Genomic DNA, 21,490 nt, shown 5'->3' on the forward strand with positions numbered 1-21,490 from the left:
GAACGCCATGGGTCGAGGACCGATCGCTGACGCGGGTCGGACCTCAACTCCCTTTTCCTGCCTGCCTGCTCACCGCGTCGATCCGAAAGGGCACAGCCCCATGGCCACACCCCAGTCCGCCGGGAGGACGCTCGCCGTACCCGAGCGCACCGGCCGGACGACGCACGACCGCGACCCGGCGACGACCGACAGGGCCGCCGGGCTCCGGACGACCGGCCACGGGCACCCCGACCACGCAGGGGCCGTCGACCACGCAGGGACCGTCGACCTCGACGTACTGAATTCGCCCCACGCTCCGAACTCGCCGCACGTACCGAGCGCGCCCCGCGTACCGAGCGCGCCCCGCGTACCGAGCGATCCCCGCGTACCGAGCGATCCCCGCGTACCGAGCGCTCCGCACGCACAGAACGCCCCCCACGCGAAGAAGCCGACCGCGCCGCACGCGGACACCACGCTCCCGCACGCCATCGGCAGCCCCGGCAACCGCACCGGTCGCCCCGCCCGCGTCGCCTGACCCAGGACAAGCCCCTCCGCACCCACGCCGAGGGGCCTTCGTCATGAGCCGACGACACCGCACCGTACTCAGCACCCGAGACACCCCGGACCCGAGATACTCCGCACCCGACACGCCCTGCACCCGAGACACTCCGTACCCGACGCACCCCGTATCCGACACCGACCCCAACGACCCTTGAGCCACTCTTGATCACTTCATCAGACACCGACGGACCGGCGATACCCGTGCCTCTCCAGCCCATCCCGTCCGCCCAGGTGACCCCGGCCGCGTCCTGGCGCATTCTTGCTGTGTCACCCACCCGGCGCCACAGGGACGAGGTAGAGCCCCAATGACTGGGAGTGCCGAGCGCGAGAAGGGGACGCCCGGACGGCTCGCCGAGCTGCTCATCGACGCCTCGACGGAGGCGGTCGACGCGGCCGGCGGCCACTCCGGGGGCGTCTACCTGCGGTCGAGCACGCCCGGACTGCTGCGTCTGGCCGTCCTGGCCGGGCTGCCCGGGCCGCTGTTCCGCCCCTGGGGGCGGCTGCACGTCGACAGCAAGTTCCCCGTCGCGGACGCCTACCGGCTCGGCGTCCACGTGGTCCTGCCGAACGCCACCGAGACCATGCGCCGCTATCCCCAGTTCGCGGCGAGTCTGCCCTTCCAGTTCGGGTCGATGTACGTCCCCGTCATCGGCGGGTCGACGACGTACGGCGTGCTGACCGTGCTGCGGCCCTCCGCCTCGGACGCCACCGAGGTGCTGTCCGGCCTGGACCGGATGACCCGGTTGGCCGAGGAGCTGGGCAGCGCGCTGGCCGAGCTGGAGGAGGAGCACAAGGACGAGGACGGTCCGTACGTCGCCTGGGACGGTGAGCCCGTGTGCGTCCGGCCGGCTGCCACGCATCGCCCCGAGGGCCGTATGGCACGGTTCGCGTGGGATCCGAGGACGGCGGCCGTGACCGGGGACGGTTCCCTGCACGCCGTGCTGGGGGTGGACCCCGCCCAGATCCCCCGCACCGCGCAGGCACTCGCGGACGTCATGGCGCCCGGCGACGCGCACCAGGTCATGGCGGCGCTGCGCGCCACGGCCGCCGGGAAACCCCCGCCGCTGCCCCTGCGGGTGCGGGCGGCGGACGGTTCGGCGCGGCTGCTGGACCTGTGGACGCCCGCCACCGGGCCGCCCCCGTCGGGCGGCGGGTACCGGGTCAGCGGTGTCGTCATCGACCCGGGTGGCTCACCGATGGCCGACAGCGCGGCCGACCTGCTCCCGGACGGTGTGTTCTGCCTGGACCGGCTGGGGCTTGTCACCTACGCCAATCCGCGCGCCGCCCAGCTGCTGGACCGGCCGCGCGAGGAGCTGCTGGGCCGCCCGCTGTGGGAGGGCGTGCCCTGGCTGAACCAGATCGGCTGCGAGGACCAGCTGCGCGGTGCCCTGCTGTCGCTGGGGCCGGTGCACTTCCACGTCCGGCGTCCGGACGAGCCGGAGCGGGGCGAGGGGCGGGCGCAGGAGCCGTACGCGAGCGACTGGCTCGCGATGGCCGTGCATCCGGGACGGGACGGACTGACGTGCACGGTCGCGCCGTCGACCCGGGTGGCGGGGCCGCCGCTGCCGCTGGTGCCCGTGCGCGCCGACGGGGACGGCGGTCCGGACAACGGAGTCACGTCGCTGGCTCCGCTGTACCGGCCGATCGTGCTCGCCATCGCGCTGACGGAGGCGGTCACCGCCCGCCAGGTGTCCGCGGTCGTCATGAAGGAGCTGCTCCCCGCGTTCGGCGGCCGGCGGCTCGCGATCTATCTGCTCCAGGAACGGCATCTGTACCTGGCCTGGGAGACGGGCTTCCCGCAGGGTTTCCTCGCGCCGTTCGACGGCGTCGGTCTCGACGCCCGGCTGCCCGGGGTCGAGACCCTCACCACCGGACGCCCGCTCTTCTTCGACTCCATGCAGGAGCTGGCGGACGCCTACCCGGGCATCCCGCTGGACGCGGAGGTCGGCGCCCGCGCGTTCCTGCCGCTGATCGCGTCCGGGCGCCCGGTCGGCTCCGCCATCCTCGGCTTCGACCGGTCCCGCGACTTCAGCTCCGAGGAGCGCGCGGTGCTCACCGCGCTCGCCGGGCTGATCGCCCACGCGATGGAGAAGGCCCAGCGCTACGACTCCGAGGCCGCCCTCGCCCGCGGCCTCCAGCAGGCTCTCCTCCCCCGCCGGCTCTCCGCCCACCCGCAGGTGGAGACCGCGGGGCGCTATCTGCCGGGCACCCAGGGCATGGAGGTGGGCGGTGACTGGTACGACGTCGTCGAGGCCGGTGACGGTCTGGCCCTGGTCATCGGCGACGTCCAGGGGCACGGTGTGCAGGCGGCCGCCACGATGGGTCAACTCCGCAGCGCGGTAAGGGCGTTCGCGCTCGGCGACCGGCCGCCGGACGAGGTGATGAGCGGCACGAACCATCTCCTCATCGACCTCGACCCGGGTCAGTTCGCGAGCTGCTGCTACCTCCGGCTTGACCCGGCGAGCGGGCTGGTCCGGGTCGCGCGGGCGGGGCATCCGCCGCCGCTGATACGTACGCCGGACGGCCGCACCCGCGTCTGGGACATACCCGGAGGCGTAGTCCTCGGGGTGGATCCGCACGCCCAGTACCCGGTGGCGGAGATCCAGCTGGAGCACGACTCCATCCTGGCGCTCTACACGGACGGACTGGTCGAGCGGCCCGGTGTCGACATCGACGACGGCATCGCCGCCCTGCGTGTCGCCCTCGCGAAGGCGGGCGGGCCCGCCGCGCGGACGGGCGGGCGGTCCCTTGCCGGTGTCGCCGACCGGCTCACCGCGACGGCCCGGCACGCGGCCGACCGTCCCGACGACATCGCGCTGCTGCTCGCCGCCCGCCGCGCCAAGCCCGGCAGGCACCCGTGATCCACACGGGTCGGCTGCGGCCCGTCACCCGGTGTGACGCCCCTCGCCTCCTGAGGTCAGGCAGTGTAGACATGGGCACATGGTCCGCCTGACGGGTCGGCCCAGGGCCCGGTCGACCCACCGCCCCGACGGTCTGCGCGCGCAGCGCCCGTACGACCGTGCCCGTCGGGCGCGCGAACACCGGCACCGGCGGTCCGGGCTGGGCGGCCGCAGCGTCGCCGGGCAGGTGTTCATGCTTCAGGTGGTGATCGTGCTGCTGCTGGTCGTGGCGGCCGTGGTGGCGCAGGTCCTCCAGGTGCGGCACGACAGCACGCAGGAGGCCCGCAACCGGTCGGTGGCCGTCGCCGAGACCTTCGCCAACGCGCCGGGCACCGTCGCGGCCCTGCGCAGCGCGGACCCCACGGCGATCCTCCAGCCGAGCGCCGAGGCCGCGCGCAAGACGTCCAAGGTCGACTTCATCGTCGTGATGAACACCGAGGGGATCCGCTACACCCATCCCAAGCCGGACCGCATCGGCAAGAAGTTCGTCGGGGACATCGCCCCCGCGCTGGCCGGGCACGTCGTCACCGAGGAGCTCACCGGCACCATCGGACCGCTGGTGCAGGCCGTGGTCCCGATCCGGGGCCCCGACGGCACGGTCGTGGGCCTGGTGTCGGCCGGGGTGACGAAGGCGAACGTCGGCGGCGCCGCCGACCAGCAGCTGCCGCTCCTGATGATCGCCGCGGGCGCTGCCCTCATCCTCGCCCTCGGCGGCACGGCCCTGGTCACCAGACGCCTCCAGCACCAGACCCATGGCCTGGGCCCGCACGAGATGACCCGGATGTACGAGCACCACGACGCGGTGCTGCACTCCGTACGCGAGGGCGTGATCATCGTCAGCGGCGAGGGCCGGCTGCTGCTCGCCAACGACGAGGCGCAGCGCCTGCTCGACCTGCCCGAGAACGCCGAGGGACGCCTGGTCCTCGACCTCGGGCTCGACGCCGACATGACCGCCCTGCTGGCCTCCGCGCGGGTCGCGACGGACGAGGTGCACCGGGTCGGCGACCGGCTCCTCGCCGTCAACCAGCGCCCCACCGACCTGGAGGGCGGCCCGCCCGGCAGCGTCACCACGCTCCGCGACTCCACGGAACTCCGCGCCCTCTCCGGCCGCGCCGAGGTCGCCCGCGAACGCCTCAACATGCTCTACGACGCCGGAGTGGGCATCGGCACCAGCCTGGACGTGACCCGCACCGCCGAGGAACTCGCCGAGCTGGCCGTCCCGCGCTTCGCGGACTTCGTCACGGTCGACCTCTACGACGCCGTCCTGAGCGGCGAGGAGCCGCAGCCCGGCACCGAGCTGCGCCGCACCGCGTACAGCGGGGTCCGGGACGACGCACCGCTCTATCCGGTCGGCAAGCAGATCCAGTTCGTGGCGTCCTCCCCGCAGGCGATCAGTCTCGACACCGGTGAGGCGGTCGTCGAACCCCGGCTGAGGGACGCCTCCGGCTGGCTGACCCAGGACCCCGAGCGCACCGCGCAGGTCGTCGAGTACGGCATCCACTCGCTGATCACGGTGCCGCTGCGGGCCGGTGCCCTCATCCTCGGCGTGGTCAACTTCTGGCGCTCCGACAAGCCGGACCCCTTCGACGTGGAGGAGCTGGCCCTGGCCGAGGAGTTGGTCGCCCGCGCCGCGGTCTCCATCGACAACTCCCGCCGCTACACCCGCGAGCACGGCATGGCGGTGACCCTCCAGCGCAGTCTGCTGCCCCGCCGGCTGCCCGAGCAGAGCGCCCTCGACGTCGCCTACCGCTATCTGCCCGCGAAGGCCGGCGTCGGCGGCGACTGGTTCGACGTCCTGCCGTTGTCCGGCGCCCGGGTCGCCCTGGTCGTGGGGGATGTCGTGGGCCACGGCCTGCACGCGGCAGCCACCATGGGACGGCTGCGCACCGCGGTCCACAACTTCTCCGCGCTGGATCTCCCGCCCGACGAACTCCTCGGCCTGCTGGACGAGTTGGTCGGCCGGATCGACCAGGACGAGACGACCGAGGACAGCAACGCCCCGGTCACCGGCGCGACCTGTCTGTACGCGATCTACGACCCGGTGACCCTGCGCTGCACCGTCGCCCGCGCCGGCCATCCCCCGCCCGCCCTCATCCTGCCGGACGGCACCGTCGAGTTCCCCGACGTCCCCGCCGGTCCCCCGCTCGGCCTCGGCGGACTCCCTTTCGAGACGGCCGAGTTGGAGCTGGCCGAGGGCAGCCGGCTGGTCCTGTACACGGACGGCCTGGTCGAGGACCGGGAGCGGGACATCGACGTGGGCCTGGAGCTGCTGCGCACCGCGCTCACCGACTCCGGCGACTCCCCCGAGGACACCTGCCGGGCCGTCCTCGACTCGGAGCTGTCGGTACGGCCGAGCGACGACATCGCCCTGATCGTCGCCCGCACCCGCGCCCTGGGCGCCGACCACATCGCCGAATGGCGCGTCCCGTCCGACCCGGCGGCCGTCGCCGACATGCGCGCCTCGGTCACCCGCCAGCTCACCCACTGGGGCCTGGACGAGCTGACGTTCACCACCGAACTGATCCTCAGCGAACTGGTCACCAACGCCATCCGCTACGGCAACGACCCCGTCCGCGTCCGCCTGTTGCGCGACCGCACCCTCATCTGCGAGGTCTACGACGGCAGCACCACGTCGCCGCATCTGCGGTACGCGGCGATGACGGACGAGGGCGGCCGGGGCCTGTTCCTGGTGGCTCAGCTCTCGGAGCGCTGGGGCACCCGGTACACCCCGGCGGGCAAGGTCATCTGGGCCGAACAGGCAATGTAGTCCGTGCGGTTGACGGACAGCGCCCGTACCGGCTGCCGACCCGGTACGGGCGCTGTCACACCTGCTTCCCCTGTCTCGCCGATCGCCTACTCGTCGATCGCCGCCCCGAACCGCGCCCCCTTCGCCGCGCCGCCGAGGTCCGCCGCGCCGTAGAGCGAAGAGCCCTCGGTGAGCAGGCCGTTGGGGCCGGCCGGGAGCAACCACACATAGCCGTCACCGGAGTTCTCGCCGGGCGCGGAGGCGACCAGTTCGCTGCGGCCGTCCGCGTCCGTGTCGGCGAGGCGGACCTGGGAGCCCCAGGTGTCGTCGGCCTCGGCGGTGCCGGGGATGTTGGCGGTGTTCTGGTCGAAGGACTGCGCACCGGTCGCGGTCACGCCGTCGCGCGAACCGCGCAACAGCCATACGGCGCCCGCGTCCTGGACGGTGCCGATGTCCTCGCCGGGCGCGCCGACCGCCACGTCCGCGTAGCCGTCGCCGTTGACGTCGCCCACGGAGAGGTCGTTGCCCCAGCCGTCGCCGTGCTCGGAGGCGCCGGGTACGCCCGGGGAGTTCTGCGACCACCACTGCGCGGCGCTGCCGGGACCGTCCTCGCCGCCGACGCCCTCCGAACTGCCGTAGTAGACACCGATCTTGCCCCCGGCGTCGCCCTCCGCCTCGTCGTCGGCGCTGCTGAGCTGGCCGACCACCAGGTCGTCGTAGCCGTCGTTGTTGATGTCGCCGGAGGCGGTGCCGAGGCCGCCGTTCAGGTCCTGACGGTACGTCAACTCGGTGTCGCCGCCCGCGTAGAGGGCCGACCAGCCCTGCTTGTAGTCGTCGTCGGGGCTGTAGCCGGAGACGACGAGGTCGGCGAAGCCGTTGCGGTCGTAGTCGCCGGTGGTGAGGTAGGCGGGCTGGATGCGGTGGCCGCCGGGGGCGGTGGTCGTGTTCAGGGTGCCCATCAGGTGCAGGATGTCGGTGTGGTAGGCGAAGATCTGGGCGCCGTTGTCGTCGAGGACGGCCATTTCGTCGGCGTCGGTGGCGCCGGTGAAGCGGGCCGCCGCGACGGACTGCCCGAACCGGGCGCCCGCGGCGGGCTTGGTGGAGGTGAAGGAGGCGTTCGCCTCGGTGCCCAGGCCGGCCTTGGAGCCGTAGAGGACGGTGACGCGGCCGGCGTTCTCGAGGCTGCCCTCGTCCTCGCCGGGGGCGCCGATGATCGCGTCGTCGTAGCCGTCGCCGTCCACGTCGCCGGTGGCGATCGCCTGGCCGAAGGAGTCGTAGGTCTCCGAGGTGCCGGGGACGCCGGCCGTGGACTGGCTGATGACGGCCGTGTGGCCCCTGGGGACGGTGTTGTTGGTGGCGATGCCGTTCGGGGCGCCGTACTGGACGGTGACGTAACCGGCGCCCTTCTTGCCGTCGACGGTGCCGTCCGGCGCGCCGATCAGGACGTCGTCGTAGCCGTCCCCGTTGAAGTCGCTGTTGCGGTCGACGGCGCTGGTGCCGCCGGGGACGCCCGCGTAGCTGGCCGGCGCGGCGACGATGCCGGCACCGGCCAGGAGCAGGAAGGTCGCGGACGCGACGGCGGCGGAGACCTTCTTGCGTGACACGTTCGTCATGATGTGTTCCCCCGTGGATCAAATGTGTTGCGGTCAACGGGTTCGACACGAGACATGCCGCGGTGGTTGTGGTGCCCCGGTGTGCTGTGACACGTCGGTGACACTTGTTGCGCGCCCCGGACGAACTCGGCCGGATCAGCCGAGGGCCTTGTCCAGGTTGAACGCGGCGCTGATCAGGGCGAGGTGGGTGAACGCCTGGGGGAAGTTGCCCTGTTGCTCGCCGGTGCGGCCGATCTCCTCGGCGTACAGGCCGAGATGGTTGGCGTAGGTGAGCATCTTCTCGAAGGCGAGGCGGGCCTCGTCGACGCGGCCGGCGCGGACCATGGCCTCGACGTACCAGAAGGAGCAGATCGAGAACGTGCCCTCGTCGCCGCGCAGTCCGTCGGGGCTGGCCTGCGGGTTGTAGCGGTAGACGAGGGAGTCGGAGACCAGCTCCTCGGTCAACGCGTCGAGTGTGGAGAGCCACTTGGGGTCGGTGGGGGCGATGAACTTCGCCAGCGGCATCATCAGCAGGGCGGCGTCGAGGACGTCGCTGCCCTCGTACTGGACGAAGGCCTGGCGTTTGACCGACCAGCCGCGGTCCATGATGCGGCGGTAGATGGTGTCGCGGCACTGGAGCCAGTGCGGGAGGTCAGCAGGCAGTCCGCGGCGGTTGGCGAGGCGGATCGCGCGCTCGATCGCCACCCAGCACATCAGGCGTGAGTAGAGGAAGTTCTTGCGTCCGCCGCGGGTCTCCCAGACGCCCTCGTCGGGCTGGTCCCAGTTGTCGCAGACCCAGTCGACGAGGGCGCACACGTCGTCCCACTGGGAGCTGGAGATGGGCTCGGCCCACTTGTCGTAGAGGTAGATGGAGTCGATCAGGGCGCCGTAGATGTCGAGTTGGAGCTGGTCGGAGGCGGCGTTGCCGACGCGCACCGGGGCGGATTTCTGGTGGCCCTCGAGGTGCGGGAGTTCGTGTTCGGTGAGTTCGGTGCGGCCGTCGATGCCGTACATGATCTGGAGCGGGCCGGAGGGGTTGCCGTCGCCGGGGCTGATGTAGCGGGTGACGAACTGCATGAACGCCTTGGCCTCGCCGGTGAAGCCGAGGCGGAGGAGGGCGTAGACGCAGAAGGCGGCGTCGCGGATCCAGACGTAGCGGTAGTCCCAGTTGCGCTCGCCGCCGAGCTGTTCGGGGAGGCTGGTGGTGGGGGCGGCGACGATGGCGCCGGTGGGGGCGTAGGTCAGCAGTTTGAGGGTGAGGGCGGAGCGGTGGACCATCTCGCGCCAGCGGCCCCGGTAGCGGGACTGGGAGAGCCAGCGGCGCCAGTAGGCGACCGTCGAGGCGAACTCGTCCTCGGCCTCCTGCCGTGCGCAGGGGCGGGAGGTGACCTCGCCGTCGACCTGGTCGAGGGCGAACACCTCGGACTCGCCCTCGTCGAGCTTGAAGTCGGCCCACACGTCGACGCCGTCGCACTCCAGGGGGACGGTAGCGGTCAGCGCGAGGGACCTCTCGGCGGACTCGAAGAGGGCCACGTCGCCGACCATCCGCGCGGTGTGCGGCGAGGCGCCGTAGTCGAACCTCGGGGCGACCTTGGTCCGGAACGGGACCGAGCCGCGCACGCACAGCACGCGCCGGATCAGCCGGTGCCGGGACGACTCGTCCGTCTCCCCGGTCACCGGCATGAAGTCCTGGACCTCGCCGACGCCCTCCTCGGTGTAGAACCGGGTGATCAGGACGTTGGTGTCGGGGAAGTAGAACTGCTTGGTACGGGCGGGCACGGCGGCGGCCAGCTCGAAGGAGCCGCCGCGTTCCGCGTCCAGGATCGCGGCGAAGACGCTCGGGGCGTCGAAGGACGGGCAGCAGTACCAGTCGATCGTGCCGTTCGTGCCCACCAGCGCCACGCTCCGCAGATCGCCGATCAGCCCGTGCTCGGCGATGGGCAGATATCCGGGTCCGGTGGGGGTGTCCTGTTCGGGCGGGGTCTCGACCATCGCGGCAGCCTCCCTGGTTCGGGCCCGCGCGGGCCGGTTCCCAGCTTAGGTTCAGGTTCTCGATCGGCCACTCTTCCGGATGCACACTGGGGATGGGCGGGGAATCGTGGGAGTGGGACCCACGGCACGTGCCCGGTCTCGACGAGGAGGCACCATGTCGACAGCGCAACCCGATGAAGACGCCGATCGCGTCACCCCGGACGCCCTGCTGCACACCCGCACCGGCACGGAGGTGACTCCGGAGGACGTGGTCCTGGCGGCCGGCCGGGATGTCACCCCGGAGAGCCTGGAGTGGGCCCGGCGGAAGATCGCGGCGGAGGGGGCGGCGGCGCTGGACAAACTGCTTCCCTAGCCGTCCCGCCGGCACCTGGTTACCCGTTCACCCTTTCGGAGAAGGCACCCCGGCTGACAGACTCCGGAGGTGCCCGACTTCGACATGCTTGTCATCGGTTCAGGACCGGGTGGCCAGAAGGCCGCCATCGCCGCGGCCAAGCTCGGCCGCCGGGTCGCCGTCGTCGACCGCCCCGACATGGTCGGTGGGGTCTCCATCCACACCGGGACCATCCCCTCCAAGACGCTGCGCGAGGCGGTGCTGTACCTCACCGGCCTCACCCAGCGCGATCTGTACGGGCAGAGCTACCGCCTGAAGGACGACATCACCGTCGGCGACCTCACCGCGCGCACGCAGCACGTGGTCAGTCGTGAAGTGGACGTCATCCGCAACCAGTTGTCCCGCAACCAGGTCTCCCTGTTCGCCGGCACGGGCCGCTTCGTCGACCCGCACACCGTCGCGCTGACCGAGATCACCGGCCACGAACGGCTGTTGACGGCCGAGAACATCGTCATCGCCACCGGCACCCGCCCCGCGCGTCCGGACACCGTCGAGTTCGACGGACAGACCATCATGGACTCGGACAACGTCCTCGACCTGCCGCGGGTCCCGCGGTCCATGGTCATCGTCGGCGCGGGCGTCATCGGCATGGAGTACGCCTCGATGTTCGCCGCGCTCGGCAGCAAGATCACCGTGGTGGAGAAGCGCGCCGGAATGCTCGACTTCTGCGACCTGGAGGTCATCGAGTCGCTCAAGTACCACCTGCGGGACCTCGCCGTCACCTTCCGCTTCGGGGAGACCGTCGCCGCCGTCGAGCGGCACACCAACGGCACGCTGACCGTCCTGGAGAGCGGCAAGAAGATCCCGGCCGACGCGGTGATGTACTCCGCGGGCCGGCAGGGTCTGACCGACGAACTCGACCTGGACAAGGCCGGGTTGTCCGCCGACCGGCGCGGCCGGATCGACGTCGACGAGAACTTCCGTACCGCGGTGCCGCACATCTACGCCGTCGGCGACGTCATCGGCTTCCCGGCGCTCGCGGCGACCTCGATGGAACAGGGCCGTACGGCCGCGTACCACGCCTGTGGCGAGGAGGTGCACCGGATCGACGACCGGCAGCCCATCGGCATCTACACCATCCCGGAGATCAGTTTCATCGGGAAGACCGAGGACCAACTCACCGAGGAGTGCGTGCCGTTCGAGGTCGGCATCTCCCGCTACCGCGAACTCGCGCGCGGCCAGATCATCGGCGACTCGCACGGCATGCTCAAGCTGCTGGTCTCCCCCACGGACCGCACCCTGCTCGGCGTGCACTGCTTCGGTACCGGCGCCACGGAACTCATTCACATCGGCCAGTCGGTGATGGGCTGCGGCGGCACGGTGGACTATCTCGTGGACGCGGTCTTCAACTACCCGACCCTCGCCGAGTCCTACAAGGTCGCCGCCCTCGACGCGACGAACAAACTGCGGCAGATCGACCGACTCGGCGACTGACCGTTCACAGGAGATTACTCGCTGGTCAATCTTGAAAGGTCAAGAGGTACGGCTATCATCACACCCACACACGGTGTGACCGTCCGCCGACGCAGCGGTTCAACGGGTATCCACCATTCCCTTCTTGTTGTTCCGACCGGCCACTGACCCGAGGCCATCCCTCTCCGGGTCCGGGGCCGGTTCGCGCAACCCCCCACGTCGTGCAAGACGGAAAGCAGCGCATCCATGAGCAACAACAGGGGCAGAGGACTACAGGCCAACGCCCTCGGTACGTTCGACACGGTGGTGATGGCCGTGGCGGGCAGCGCCCCGGCCTACTCGCTGGCCGCGACCACGGCGGTCCTGGTCGGCGCGGTGGGGCTGGCCAGTCCGGCGGCGCTCCTCTACTGCGCGATACCGATGCTGGGCATCGCGCTGGCGTTCAGCTACCTCGGCCGTATCGACGTGAACGCGGGGGCCAGTTACTCCTGGGTGGGCCGCACCCTCCACCCCTTTCTCGGCTTCATCAGCGGCTGGGCCCTGGTGGTCTCCGCGACCATCTTCATGGTCGCCGGGTCACTGCCCGCCGGGTCGATGACGCTGTCCCTCTTCGATCAAGACCTCGCGGACAACACGGCGTTGTCGACGGTGGTGGGCGCCGCCTGGTTCGTGATCATGCTGCTGGTGGTGCTCGGCGGGGCCCGGCTCACGGTCCGGGCCCAACTCCTCATGTCCGGTATCGAGTTGGGCATCCTGGCACTGTTCGCGGTGTTCGCCCTCGTCCACACCGACAACGCCCGTGCCTTCGACTGGTCCTGGCTGGGCTTCAGCCACTTCGACGGGGTGTCCGGCTTCGCGTCGGGCGCGCTCATCGCCGCGTTCTACTACTGGGGCTGGGACGTCACCAGCAACCTCAGCGAGGAGACCCGCAACAGCCGTCGTACGACCGGGCTCGCAGGCCTGATCGGCGTCGGCATCGTCTTCCTGCTCTTCGAGGTGTTCACCATCGCGGTGAACATCATCCTGACCTCGCGGCAGATCGAGAGCAACGACGCCAACGTGCTGGCCGTGCTCGGCGACGAGCTGTGGCCGGGCTGGGGCGGCAAGCTGCTCATCGTGTCGGTGATGCTGTCGACCATCGCCACCCTGGAGACCACCCTCATCCAGGTCACGCGTTCGCTGTTCTCGATGGGCCGCGACCGTACGATGCCGGCCGCGCTGGGCAAGGTGCACCGCACCTGGAACACCCCGTGGGTCGCCATCACCGTGGTCGGCGGGGTGGCGCTGGTGATGTTGATCGCCTCGAACGCGCTCGGTTCGGTGGGCGAGATCCTCTCCGACGCGATCTCGGCGATCGGCCTCCAGATCGCCGTGTACTACGGCCTCGCGGGCCTCGCCGTGGTCGTCGCCTACCGCAAGATGCTGTTCAAGTCCGCGGCGAACTTCCTCTTCGGCGGGCTGTGGCCGCTGTTCGGCGCGCTGTTCATGTTCTGGATCTTCGTCGAGTCGCTCAGCAGCCTGAGCAACGCGGCGATCACCATCGGCATCGGCGGACTGGCCGTGGGCCTGGTCCCGATGCTCTGGTACTGGAAGCAGGGCAGCGACTACTACCGGCCCGCGCGCCTCGACGCGGCGCACACCGTCGAGACGGACTACGTCCCGGACGACTTCGTGCCCGAACAGTCCCGGGTCCATCAGGGTCTCCCCACCGACTTCTGAGGGGCACCCGATGGCACGAGACCGCTACACCCCCGACTTCGACCCCGACTGCGGGGACGCTCCCCTCAGTTCGGCCCGCCAGGACATCGTCATCGGCCGCTGGCAGGGCCTGCGGGACCTGCTGCGGAACACCGGCGCGCACTGGCTCGGCCGGGGCCACCGGATCCGGACGCTCGCGCAGGCCTGCGCGAGCAGTTCGACGGTCGAGTCGTGGCTGGCCGCCGAGCCGCACAGCGGCGACGCGCTCACGCTGCGCGCGGCGACGGAGACGGCCCGGGCGTTCAACGTGGCCATCGCGGCGGGCCGGGGCGTGCCGATCGACCGGAACCGTATCGACGCCGCGGTCATGGCCTGCCTCCAGGCCTCGGACGCGTACCCGGACGACCCCACCCCGTGGATCTCCCTGATCTCCGTGGCCCGCCTCTATCCATCAGGCGTACGACGCCAGGAACTCGCCCGCTGGTGGGACGAGTTGCACCGCCGCGACCCCTACAGCGTCGAGGGCCACCTCCAGGTCCTCCACTACTATTCCTCCCGCTGGCACGGCAGCCACGGCCTCATGTACGACTTCGCCCGCGACGCGGCGGGCGTCGCACCGCCCGGCTGCACCCTGCCGGTCCTGGTGCAGTACGCCCGCGTCGAGGAGTACCGCTACGCCCTCGACGCCGCGAAGGGCCATCAGGCGGCGGTGGGCCTCGGCCAGCACTGGACCCACGACGGCGCCGTCAGCGACGTACGCCGCACCTGGCAACGCTGGATCACCGCCCGCGAGGACGGTCCCTTCCCGCCCGGCGAACTCCGCGACCTCAACTACCTCGCCCACGCGGCCTGTTACGCGGGCACGAAGGACATCTCGGCGCCGATCCTGGCCATGATGGGCCGCCGGGCGACGACGACTCCGTGGTCGTACACCGGGGATGCGGAGAAGCAGATCGTGAAGTGGCGGAAGGACCTGGGAGTGCGGCCCTGATACTGGGACGAGCAGAGAGTTGCCCGCACAAGGAGGTCGTACGTCATGACCGATTCCGAACTGGCCGCGCTGCGGGAGCGGGCCGAGGGCGGGGACGGGGACGCCGTCGACGAGCTGGTCCAACGTGCCGCTGGACTAGGGGACTTGAAGGAGCTGCGGCGGCTTGCCGAGGCCGGCAGCTCGGACGCCGTCGATGAGCTCGTTCAACTCGCCGCAGAACAAGGCGACTTGGCTGAGCTGCGGCGGCTCTCCGATGGTGGCAGCGCGACCGCGACCGATCAGCTCGTCGAGACCGCCACCGAGCTCGACGACCTGGACGAACTGCGGCGTCTTGCCGCCGGGGGCAATGTCACCGCCGCCGAGCAGCTCGCGGAACTCGGCGCCGAATAGCGGTCACTCCGCGGGCTGTTCCGTCGGCTGGGCCAGGCCCGCTGTCCACTTGTCCTCGATGCGGCCGAACTTCCAGACCAGCAGGGCCACGACCCAGGTCGCGAAGAACAGGCCGACGATGAGGAAGCCGATGACGTTCAGGTCGAGGCCCGCTACCCAGTCCCAGAAGAAGCCGTGGAGGTCGAGCTTCTCGGCGAACAGGCCCAGGAGTTCGACCGTGCCGATGATCAGGGCGACGGCGACGGACAGGCCGGTGATCGTGAGGTTGTAGTAGACCTTGCGGACCGGCTTGGAGAAGGCCCAGCCGTAGGCGAAGTTCATGAACGTGCCGTCGATCGTGTCGAGCAGCGACATACCGGCGGCGAACAGGACCGGCAGGCACAGGATCGCGTACCAGGGCAGGCCCGACGCGGCGCCCGAACCGGCGAGGACCAGCAGCGCGATCTCCGTCGCCGTGTCGAAGCCGAGGCCGAACAGCAGGCCCAGCGGGTACATCTGCCAGGACTTGGTGATCGACTTCATGAAGCGGCCGAGGATGCGGTTCATGAAGCCGCGGTTGTTCAACTGCTCTTCCAGCGCGGCCTCGTCGTAGTGGCCCGAGCGCATCTGGCGGAACACCTTCCAGATGCCGGCCATGATGACGAGGTTGATGCCAGCGATGACGTAGAGGAAGGTGCCCGAGACGGTCGTACCGATGAGGCCGGTGACGTCGTGGAGTTGGGAGTTGTCGTCGCGGACCGGGTTGGCCAGGGCCTTCACGCCGAGGGAGAGCAGGAGGGTCAGGCCGAAGACGATGCTGGAGTGGCCGAGCGAGAACCAGAAGCCCACCGACAGCGGTCGCTGGCCCTCGCTCATCAGCTTGCGGGTCGTGTTGTCGATCGCCGCGATGTGGTCCGCGTCGAACGCGTGCCGCATGCCGAGCGTGTACGCGGTCACGCCCATGCCGATACCGAAGGACTTCTCGCCGACGCTGTAGTGCCCCGGCGCGACGATCCACACGAGCGTGAACCAGCCGATCACGTGCAGCCCCAGCACGAACGCGGCCATCCCGCCGACCCGGGTCCACTCCTGCCGCGTCATCGACGTACGGACGCGGTACCAGAGCGACGGCCGCGAAGCCGCGGCCGTGACAGGGAGGGTCGGAGGGGACTCGGGGGCGGCCGTCATCGGGGAGGGTCCTTCTGCCGGGTACAGGTACGGGTGTGAGCATGGCGAGCATGACTACGCGGTTGCCGCGAGCAACCTCGTGCCATCCTCCCGCACCTGCAACCCATTCGCAGTAACGGTCGGCAAAGACCACGGCAGGTCTTGCCCAAAGGGAGGAAAAATACCTGGTCAGGCCGCCATCAAACCCCTGCCGAGCCAGTCCTTCGTGTCCTTCACACCCGGCAGCGCGTAGAAGTAGCCGCCGCCCGTCGGGGAGATGTAGTCGACCAGGGGCTCGTCGATGAGCCGGGTCTGGGTGGCCTCGAACTGCCGCTTCACGTCCTGCTGGTAGCAGCAGAAGACCAGGCCCATGTCGAGGTTGCCGACGGCGTCGATGCCCCGGTCGTAGTTGTAGCCGCGGCGCAGGATGCGTGAGGTGTCGGTGGCCGCGGTGCGCGGATTGGCGAGACGGATGTGGGCGTCGAGCGGGATCGCCGCGCCCTTGGGGTCCTTGGCGTAGAGCGGGATGTCCGTCTCCTTGGCGCCGTCCAGCGGGGCGCCGGTGTCCTTGCGGCGGCCGAACATCAGCTCCTGCTCGCTGAGCGACACCCGGTCCCAGAACTCGACCAGCATGCGGATGATCCGGATCACCTGGTAGCTGCCGCCGTTCGCCCACGCCGGTTCGCCCTGTCCGTCGCCGACCCAGATCAGCCGGTCGGTCTCGCGGGTGGACTTCACGTCCGGGTTGGCTATGCCGTCCTTGAAACCGAGCAGGTTGCGCTGGGTGCCGGTGGGGCGCGGGGTGTTCTGGAATCCGTCGATGCGCCACTTGATCTGCATGCCGCCCCGGGTGTGCCGGGCGATGTCCCGCAGCGCGTGCAGCACCGTGTCCTGACGGGCGCCGCACACCTGGAGCGACAGATCGCCGTGGCACTCGGCGGCCCGCAGGTTGTCGTTGGGGAACGTCTTCATCGGGGTCAGCCGGCGCGGTTTCGCCTTGGCGAGTCCGTAGCGGTCGTCGAAGAGGGACGCGCCCACACCGACGGTCACCGTGAGGGCGTCGGCGGGAACGTCCGGTCCGAGGATGCCGTTGTCGGCGGGCGGCGCGCCGACACCGAGGTCGGCGGGGGTACCGCCGGAGGTGAGGATGCGGGCCCGTTCGGTGATCGTCCGCAGCAGGTCGGTCAGTTCGGCGCGGTTGTCGGCGATCACGTCGAGGGAGACGAAGGTCGCGGCGGCCGGGGTGGGAGTGAGGATGCCGGCCTGGTGGGTGCCGTGGAAGGACACCTTGGCGGCGTTGGTGGCGTCCGCGGCCTGGGCCTGGGCCGTACCGCCGGTCTCGGCGAGCGCGAAGGCTCCGCCGGCCAGCACCGCTCCGGCGGCCCCGGCACCGAGCGCCGTCCGGACGAAGGAGCGCCGTCCGGCTCCGGCCGGGCAGCCCGGGGTTTCAGCAGACTGCATCGGACGGTTCCCCTCGCTACGGATGTTCTGAGTGCTGCGGCTGTTCTGAGCGCTACGGCTGTTCTGGGTACTGCGGGTGTTCTCGGTACCGCTTGTGTTCTCAGCACCGCGTGCGTCCTCGGTGCCGTTCGTGTTCTCGGTGCTCATCAGGCCGACTTCCTGATCTCCAGCAGGTCCGGCACCGGTGCCAGGTCCTCCAGCAACTTCCCGGTGGCGCCGTCGAGTTGGGCCTTCGCCGTCCCGTTCAGCTGCTCGACGGGCGTCCAACTGCCGCCCCGGTGAGCCGAATCGAGCAGCTTCTGCAGCCGGGCGATGTCGGCGTCGATGCCGGGAAGCAACTTCGGGGACTCCTTGGTCAGCAGCGGCTTGAGTACGGTGAGCAGCTCACGCGTGCCGGCGAGGTTGCTGTCGACGGTCGCGAGGTTGGTGCCGCTGCCTTCGTCGGTGTCTCCGGTCAGCTCGAACTGGAGGGCGTTCTCCAGGATTTCGTGGGCCCGCAACGGCAGATCCCCGGGGTCGAAGTCCTGGGTGGGGAACGCCTTCCGCAACCCCCCGACCGCGGCGGCGAGTTGCTGCGCGGGCACCTTCAACTCGCCCGCCGACTGCCCGTGCCAGAGCCCGTACTCGAGGCGGTGGAAGCCCGCGAAGTCCTTGTCCTGGACTCCCCCGGCCAGCCCGTCTGCCCGGCCGTTGATCTTCTGGTCGAAGTCCTCGAAGGTGCCGTAGGCCGCACCGAGGGAGGAGTACGTGCGGTGTGCGGTCAGCCAGTCGGTGCGCGCCTTGGCGAGGTGGTCGCCGGCGATGTCGTCGCTGAGCTGCCGGGTCTGCGTGACGAGGGTGGCCAGGCCTTGGTCGACGTACCCCTTGTAGGCCTTGAGGGGTGCGGCGAGGTCGTTCTCGGAGACGGGGACGACCGCCTTCACCGCTCCTCCCCCGCCGCTGACGTGGACCGTGGCGGAGGTGACGGCCTTCGCGCCGGTGGGCACGCAGCGCCAGGCGTACGAGCCGCCCGCGACGGTGGCGACGAGGTCCCGGGTGGTGCCGGGAGCGAGGCCCTCGACCTCGCCGTAGACCGCGTTGCTCGCCGGGTCGATCAGGTACACCTCGGCGGTCTTGTCACCGGTGTTGTGCATCTGGAAGGTCTGCCGCCCGGCGTCGGGCGCGGTGAAGCCCTTGCCGCACTCCGTCTCGGAGACGGCCACCGTCTCCGAACTCGCGGGCTTGGGACGGGCGAACGCGACGACGAACCCGGCCACGACCGCTGGTACGGCGACCACGGCGACCGGGACGACCCAGACGGGGCGGCGGCGCGGCGACAAGGACGGGGACGGGGATGGCTTGCTCAACTCGGCCGCCACGGGCGCTGGTTCGGGTGCGTGTTCGGGCGTCCGTGTCTTCACCCCGCGCACGAACAGGGGCATCACAGCCGCCAAATAGCCGACGTAGCCCACCACTTGGAGCCAGGTCATCGTGGGCATCAGGTTGAACACGCCCTGGATGAGGGTGCTGTACCAGGAGCCGGCGTCGACGCTGCCGCTGAGGTCGAAGGCGTAGGCGGTCAGGCCGGGGAGGACGCCGCCCTCCTGGAGGTCGCGCAGGCCGTAGCCGAGGACACCCGCCGCGATGACGATGAGGACGACGCCGGTGGCGGTGAAGAACTTCGTCAGGTTGATCCTGAGGACGCGGCGGTACAGGCCCCAGCACAGGGCCGCCGCGAGGACGAGGCCGATGCCGGCGCCCGTCAGGGGACCGGCGGACTCGCCGGCCGCGCGGGCGGTGGTCCACAGGAACAGGGCCGTCTCCAGGCCCTCGCGGCCCACCGCGAGGAACGAGGTGAGCATCAGCATCCCTGCGCCCATGCCGAGCGCGCCGGTCACCTTGTCCCTGATCTCGCCGGAGAAGGTGCGGGCCGACCGCCGCATCCAGAACACCATCGCGGTGACGAACGCGACGGCTATCACGCTGAGGATCCCGCCGAACGCCTCCTGGGCCGTGGCCGAGAGGTTCGCCGCCGTGAAGGTGAGCACCGCGCCGAAGCTCAGCGCGAGGGCGATCGCGGCCAGGACGCCCGTCCACACCTGCGGCAGCCGGGACCTGGCGTCGGCGCGGACGAGGGTGGCGACGAGGATCGAGACGATGAGTCCCGCCTCCAGCCCCTCCCGCAGCCCGATCAGAAAGCTCGGAAACGCGTCGTCCCACATGTCGTGCGGCCCTCCCGGCCGGTACCGGCCCCTGGCGTTGGTTAGCCAAGGCATGCCTTACTGCCGCGGACCATCATGACTACATGGGTGTAGTCGATCAGTCATGAAGTGGCAACGACCGGGCAAAACCGCGGAACTTTCCCGCCGGGACCTTCGGCGTGCTCAAGCGGAAGCGGCGGCCGGTGCCGAACCACGGGGCGACCGGGACGCCTTGCCCGACACCGGTCGCCGTGGACGGTACCGGCCGGGCCGGCCCCGGTCTCCGCTGCGGCCGAGCAGTCCGAGGTCTTCGGTGCGGTCGCCGTCGGGGCTGTAGTGGTGGTCCGTCCACTCGTGGTCCAACTCGGCGCAGCCGTGCGGTTCTTGGGGGCATGGCCGGGCCGGTGCCGGGAGGTGCACGTCCGTCTCCGCCGCGTCGTCGCCCGGGGCGGCCGGTGCGTCGCGCTCCAGCTCGAACCAGACCTCCTTGCCCTCCTCGACGAGGCGGCTGCCCCAGCGGTGGGCGAGCGCGTCGACCAGGAACAGACCGCGGCCGTTCTCGCTGTCGGGGTCCACGTCGAGGTCGTCGCTCTCGACGCGCCGGTGCGGCGGCCGGGGAAGGTGCCGTCGCTCGTCCGCGACCTCGCAGCGCAGTATGCCGACGCCCAGGGAGAGGGTGAGCCGGTAGCGGCCGCCCGCGTGCACGACCGCGTTGGTGGCGAGTTCGCTGACCAGCAGTTCGGCGACGTCCACCAGGTCCTGGAGGCCGTACTCGGCGAGCCGCTTGCGGACGAGTTCCCTGGCCTGGCGGACCGAGGACTTTCCGGGGCCCAGGATCGTGGTGCAGCCATCGCCCACGGTCGGCAGGCCGCGTGGACGGTCGTTCGGCATGGTCTTTTCCCTTCGGCCCCGGGGGCGTTCGGCTCGTGCGGTCCGAGGCCGGGTCCGCCAACAGACCCGGCCTCGTATCCACCATGCGTCCGCCGTGCCCTTCGGGGCGCGGGGGGAACTACCCGAATCCACGGGCCGGTTCGTCAACCTGCCGATACGAGGGCCGTCTCCATACGGATGGTCCACCCCTCCATCGCCCCGTCGCCGGACCGCATGTCGACGAACTCGCAGACCTGGCGGGTGTGCCAGAGCCCGTCCTCCGGCCGTACCTCGGCACCCGGCGGCCTGAAGCCGAGGAACGGGTCGGTGATACGGCCGCGCGGGGTGCGCAGTTCGCAGATGATGCGCTGTCGGGTGGACCACAGCCGCAGGTGTGCGCGGTCGCAGCCCTGGGACGCCGCGTAGCGCGTGGCACCGGACACGGCCTGCCCGAAGCGGGCCGCCTCGCCGGGTGCCATGCCGCGGGCCCGTGCCTGGTCCGCCGCGAACCGGTGACCGGCGGCCAGGTCCCCGTCGAGGCCGACGCCGACCGCGTTCCGCGGCGGTGCGGGCAGCGGGCCGAGGCTCTGGGTCGCGTAGACGGCGGGCTCCGTGAAGTGCGAACTGGGCCGGACGCCCTGCCGGTTGAGCTCCGTCGGGTGGGTGTGCCGGGCCGCGTCGACGACGTCGGGCGGTGCGGTACGGGTGTCGTACAGGCACATCAGGTCGGGCGGGGCGCCGGTGAAGAGTTCGGTGGCGAGGGCTTCGTACCGCTTCCACTCGGGGATCTGGCGCGGCGAGCGGCCGTCCCAGACCGGCTCGCCCGTCATGTGGAGAAGGCCCTCGGGGCTCGCGTGCGTGACGTAGTAGTCGAGGGCGGTGGCCATGCTGTTCGCGGGGCTTCCCCGGTACCACTGTGCGGAGTCGCGGAAGTCGACCCGGCGGGCGTCCGGGCCGAGCGCGTCCCGCAGCAGGTCCAGTTTGCGCGGGGTGGTGATGACCACCGGGTCCGGTTCCTCCTCGGCGACGATGCCCTCCCTGAGGAACGGCACCACCACCGCCAGGAACTCCTCGTCGGACGAGTGGATGCCGGCGTGGTGCTTCACGGGCGGGACGGGTGCGGTGGGTGCGGTGGGTTCTCCGTGTTCCATCGGGCTGCCTTCCTTCTCGTTCGGTTCAC

15 protein-coding genes are annotated in these 21,490 nt (G+C 70.8%); 8 read left to right on the forward strand and 7 right to left on the reverse strand.

Annotated features, from left to right (window positions below):
- Positions 1–100: 100 nt before the first annotated feature.
- From OG714_RS05160 to OG714_RS05170, 3 genes are all read left to right on the forward strand, one after another.
- Complete coding sequence (locus tag OG714_RS05160; RefSeq protein ID WP_406118830.1) at positions 101–514, forward strand: hypothetical protein; 414 nt, start codon at positions 101–103, stop codon at positions 512–514.
- 331 nt (positions 515–845) lie between these two features.
- The gene (locus tag OG714_RS05165) at positions 846–3,401 is read left to right on the forward strand and encodes a SpoIIE family protein phosphatase (protein ID WP_406118831.1); all 2,556 of its coding nucleotides are present in this window, start codon (positions 846–848) and stop codon (positions 3,399–3,401) included.
- A gap of 79 nt (positions 3,402–3,480) precedes the next feature.
- Positions 3,481–6,207: a SpoIIE family protein phosphatase gene (locus OG714_RS05170; RefSeq protein ID WP_406118832.1), complete on the forward strand. Its 2,727-nt coding sequence runs from the start codon at positions 3,481–3,483 to the stop codon at positions 6,205–6,207.
- A gap of 86 nt (positions 6,208–6,293) precedes the next feature.
- Here OG714_RS05170 and OG714_RS05175 read toward each other — a convergent pair whose 3' ends face one another.
- Both OG714_RS05175 and OG714_RS05180 read right to left on the reverse strand, forming a co-directional pair.
- Complete coding sequence (locus OG714_RS05175) at positions 6,294–7,799, reverse strand: esterase (protein WP_406118833.1); 1,506 nt, start codon at positions 7,797–7,799, stop codon at positions 6,294–6,296.
- A 135-nt stretch (positions 7,800–7,934) separates the two neighbouring features.
- Entirely contained in the window at positions 7,935–9,770 is a 1,836-nt protein-coding gene (locus tag OG714_RS05180) for a glycoside hydrolase family 15 protein (protein WP_406118834.1), read from the reverse strand.
- Positions 9,771–9,924: 154 nt separating this feature from the next.
- Here OG714_RS05180 and OG714_RS05185 point away from each other — a divergent pair, with 154 nt between their 5' ends.
- The 5 genes from OG714_RS05185 to OG714_RS05205 all read left to right on the forward strand — a co-directional run bounded on the left by OG714_RS05185 (position 9,925) and on the right by OG714_RS05205 (position 14,653).
- Entirely contained in the window at positions 9,925–10,122 is a 198-nt protein-coding gene (locus tag OG714_RS05185; protein WP_406118835.1) for a hypothetical protein, read from the forward strand.
- 69 nt (positions 10,123–10,191) lie between these two features.
- Positions 10,192–11,595 (forward strand): Si-specific NAD(P)(+) transhydrogenase, encoded by a 1,404-nt coding sequence (gene sthA / locus OG714_RS05190; RefSeq protein ID WP_406118836.1) that lies wholly within the window; start codon positions 10,192–10,194, stop codon positions 11,593–11,595.
- Positions 11,596–11,820: 225 nt separating this feature from the next.
- Positions 11,821–13,293, forward strand: coding sequence for an APC family permease (locus OG714_RS05195; protein WP_406118837.1), 1,473 nt, complete (start codon positions 11,821–11,823; stop codon positions 13,291–13,293).
- A gap of 10 nt (positions 13,294–13,303) precedes the next feature.
- On the forward strand, positions 13,304–14,263 hold the full coding sequence (locus OG714_RS05200; protein ID WP_406118838.1) for a hypothetical protein: 960 nt from the start codon (positions 13,304–13,306) through the stop codon (positions 14,261–14,263).
- A 45-nt stretch (positions 14,264–14,308) separates the two neighbouring features.
- Positions 14,309–14,653, forward strand: a complete 345-nt coding sequence (locus OG714_RS05205; protein ID WP_406118840.1) for a hypothetical protein — start codon at positions 14,309–14,311, stop codon at positions 14,651–14,653.
- A gap of 3 nt (positions 14,654–14,656) precedes the next feature.
- Here OG714_RS05205 and OG714_RS05210 read toward each other — a convergent pair whose 3' ends face one another.
- The 5 genes from OG714_RS05210 to OG714_RS05230 all read right to left on the reverse strand — a co-directional run bounded on the left by OG714_RS05210 (position 14,657) and on the right by OG714_RS05230 (position 21,461).
- On the reverse strand, positions 14,657–15,820 hold the full coding sequence (locus OG714_RS05210; RefSeq protein WP_406118841.1) for a HoxN/HupN/NixA family nickel/cobalt transporter: 1,164 nt from the start codon (positions 15,818–15,820) through the stop codon (positions 14,657–14,659).
- A gap of 168 nt (positions 15,821–15,988) precedes the next feature.
- Entirely contained in the window at positions 15,989–17,260 is a 1,272-nt protein-coding gene (gene efeB, locus OG714_RS05215) for an iron uptake transporter deferrochelatase/peroxidase subunit (protein ID WP_406131722.1), read from the reverse strand.
- A 146-nt stretch (positions 17,261–17,406) separates the two neighbouring features.
- Entirely contained in the window at positions 17,407–19,461 is a 2,055-nt protein-coding gene (gene efeU / locus OG714_RS05220; RefSeq protein ID WP_406118843.1) for an iron uptake transporter permease EfeU, read from the reverse strand.
- Between the two features lie 162 nt (positions 19,462–19,623).
- Entirely contained in the window at positions 19,624–20,331 is a 708-nt protein-coding gene (locus OG714_RS05225) for an ATP-binding protein (protein ID WP_406118845.1), read from the reverse strand.
- 143 nt (positions 20,332–20,474) lie between these two features.
- On the reverse strand, positions 20,475–21,461 hold the full coding sequence (locus tag OG714_RS05230) for an anti-sigma factor RsbA family regulatory protein (protein WP_406118846.1): 987 nt from the start codon (positions 21,459–21,461) through the stop codon (positions 20,475–20,477).
- Positions 21,462–21,490 lie beyond the last annotated feature (29 nt).

Origin of the sequence: Streptomyces sp. NBC_00989 (assembly GCF_045162655.1) — a bacterium.
GTDB lineage: Bacteria > Actinomycetota > Actinomycetes > Streptomycetales > Streptomycetaceae > Streptomyces.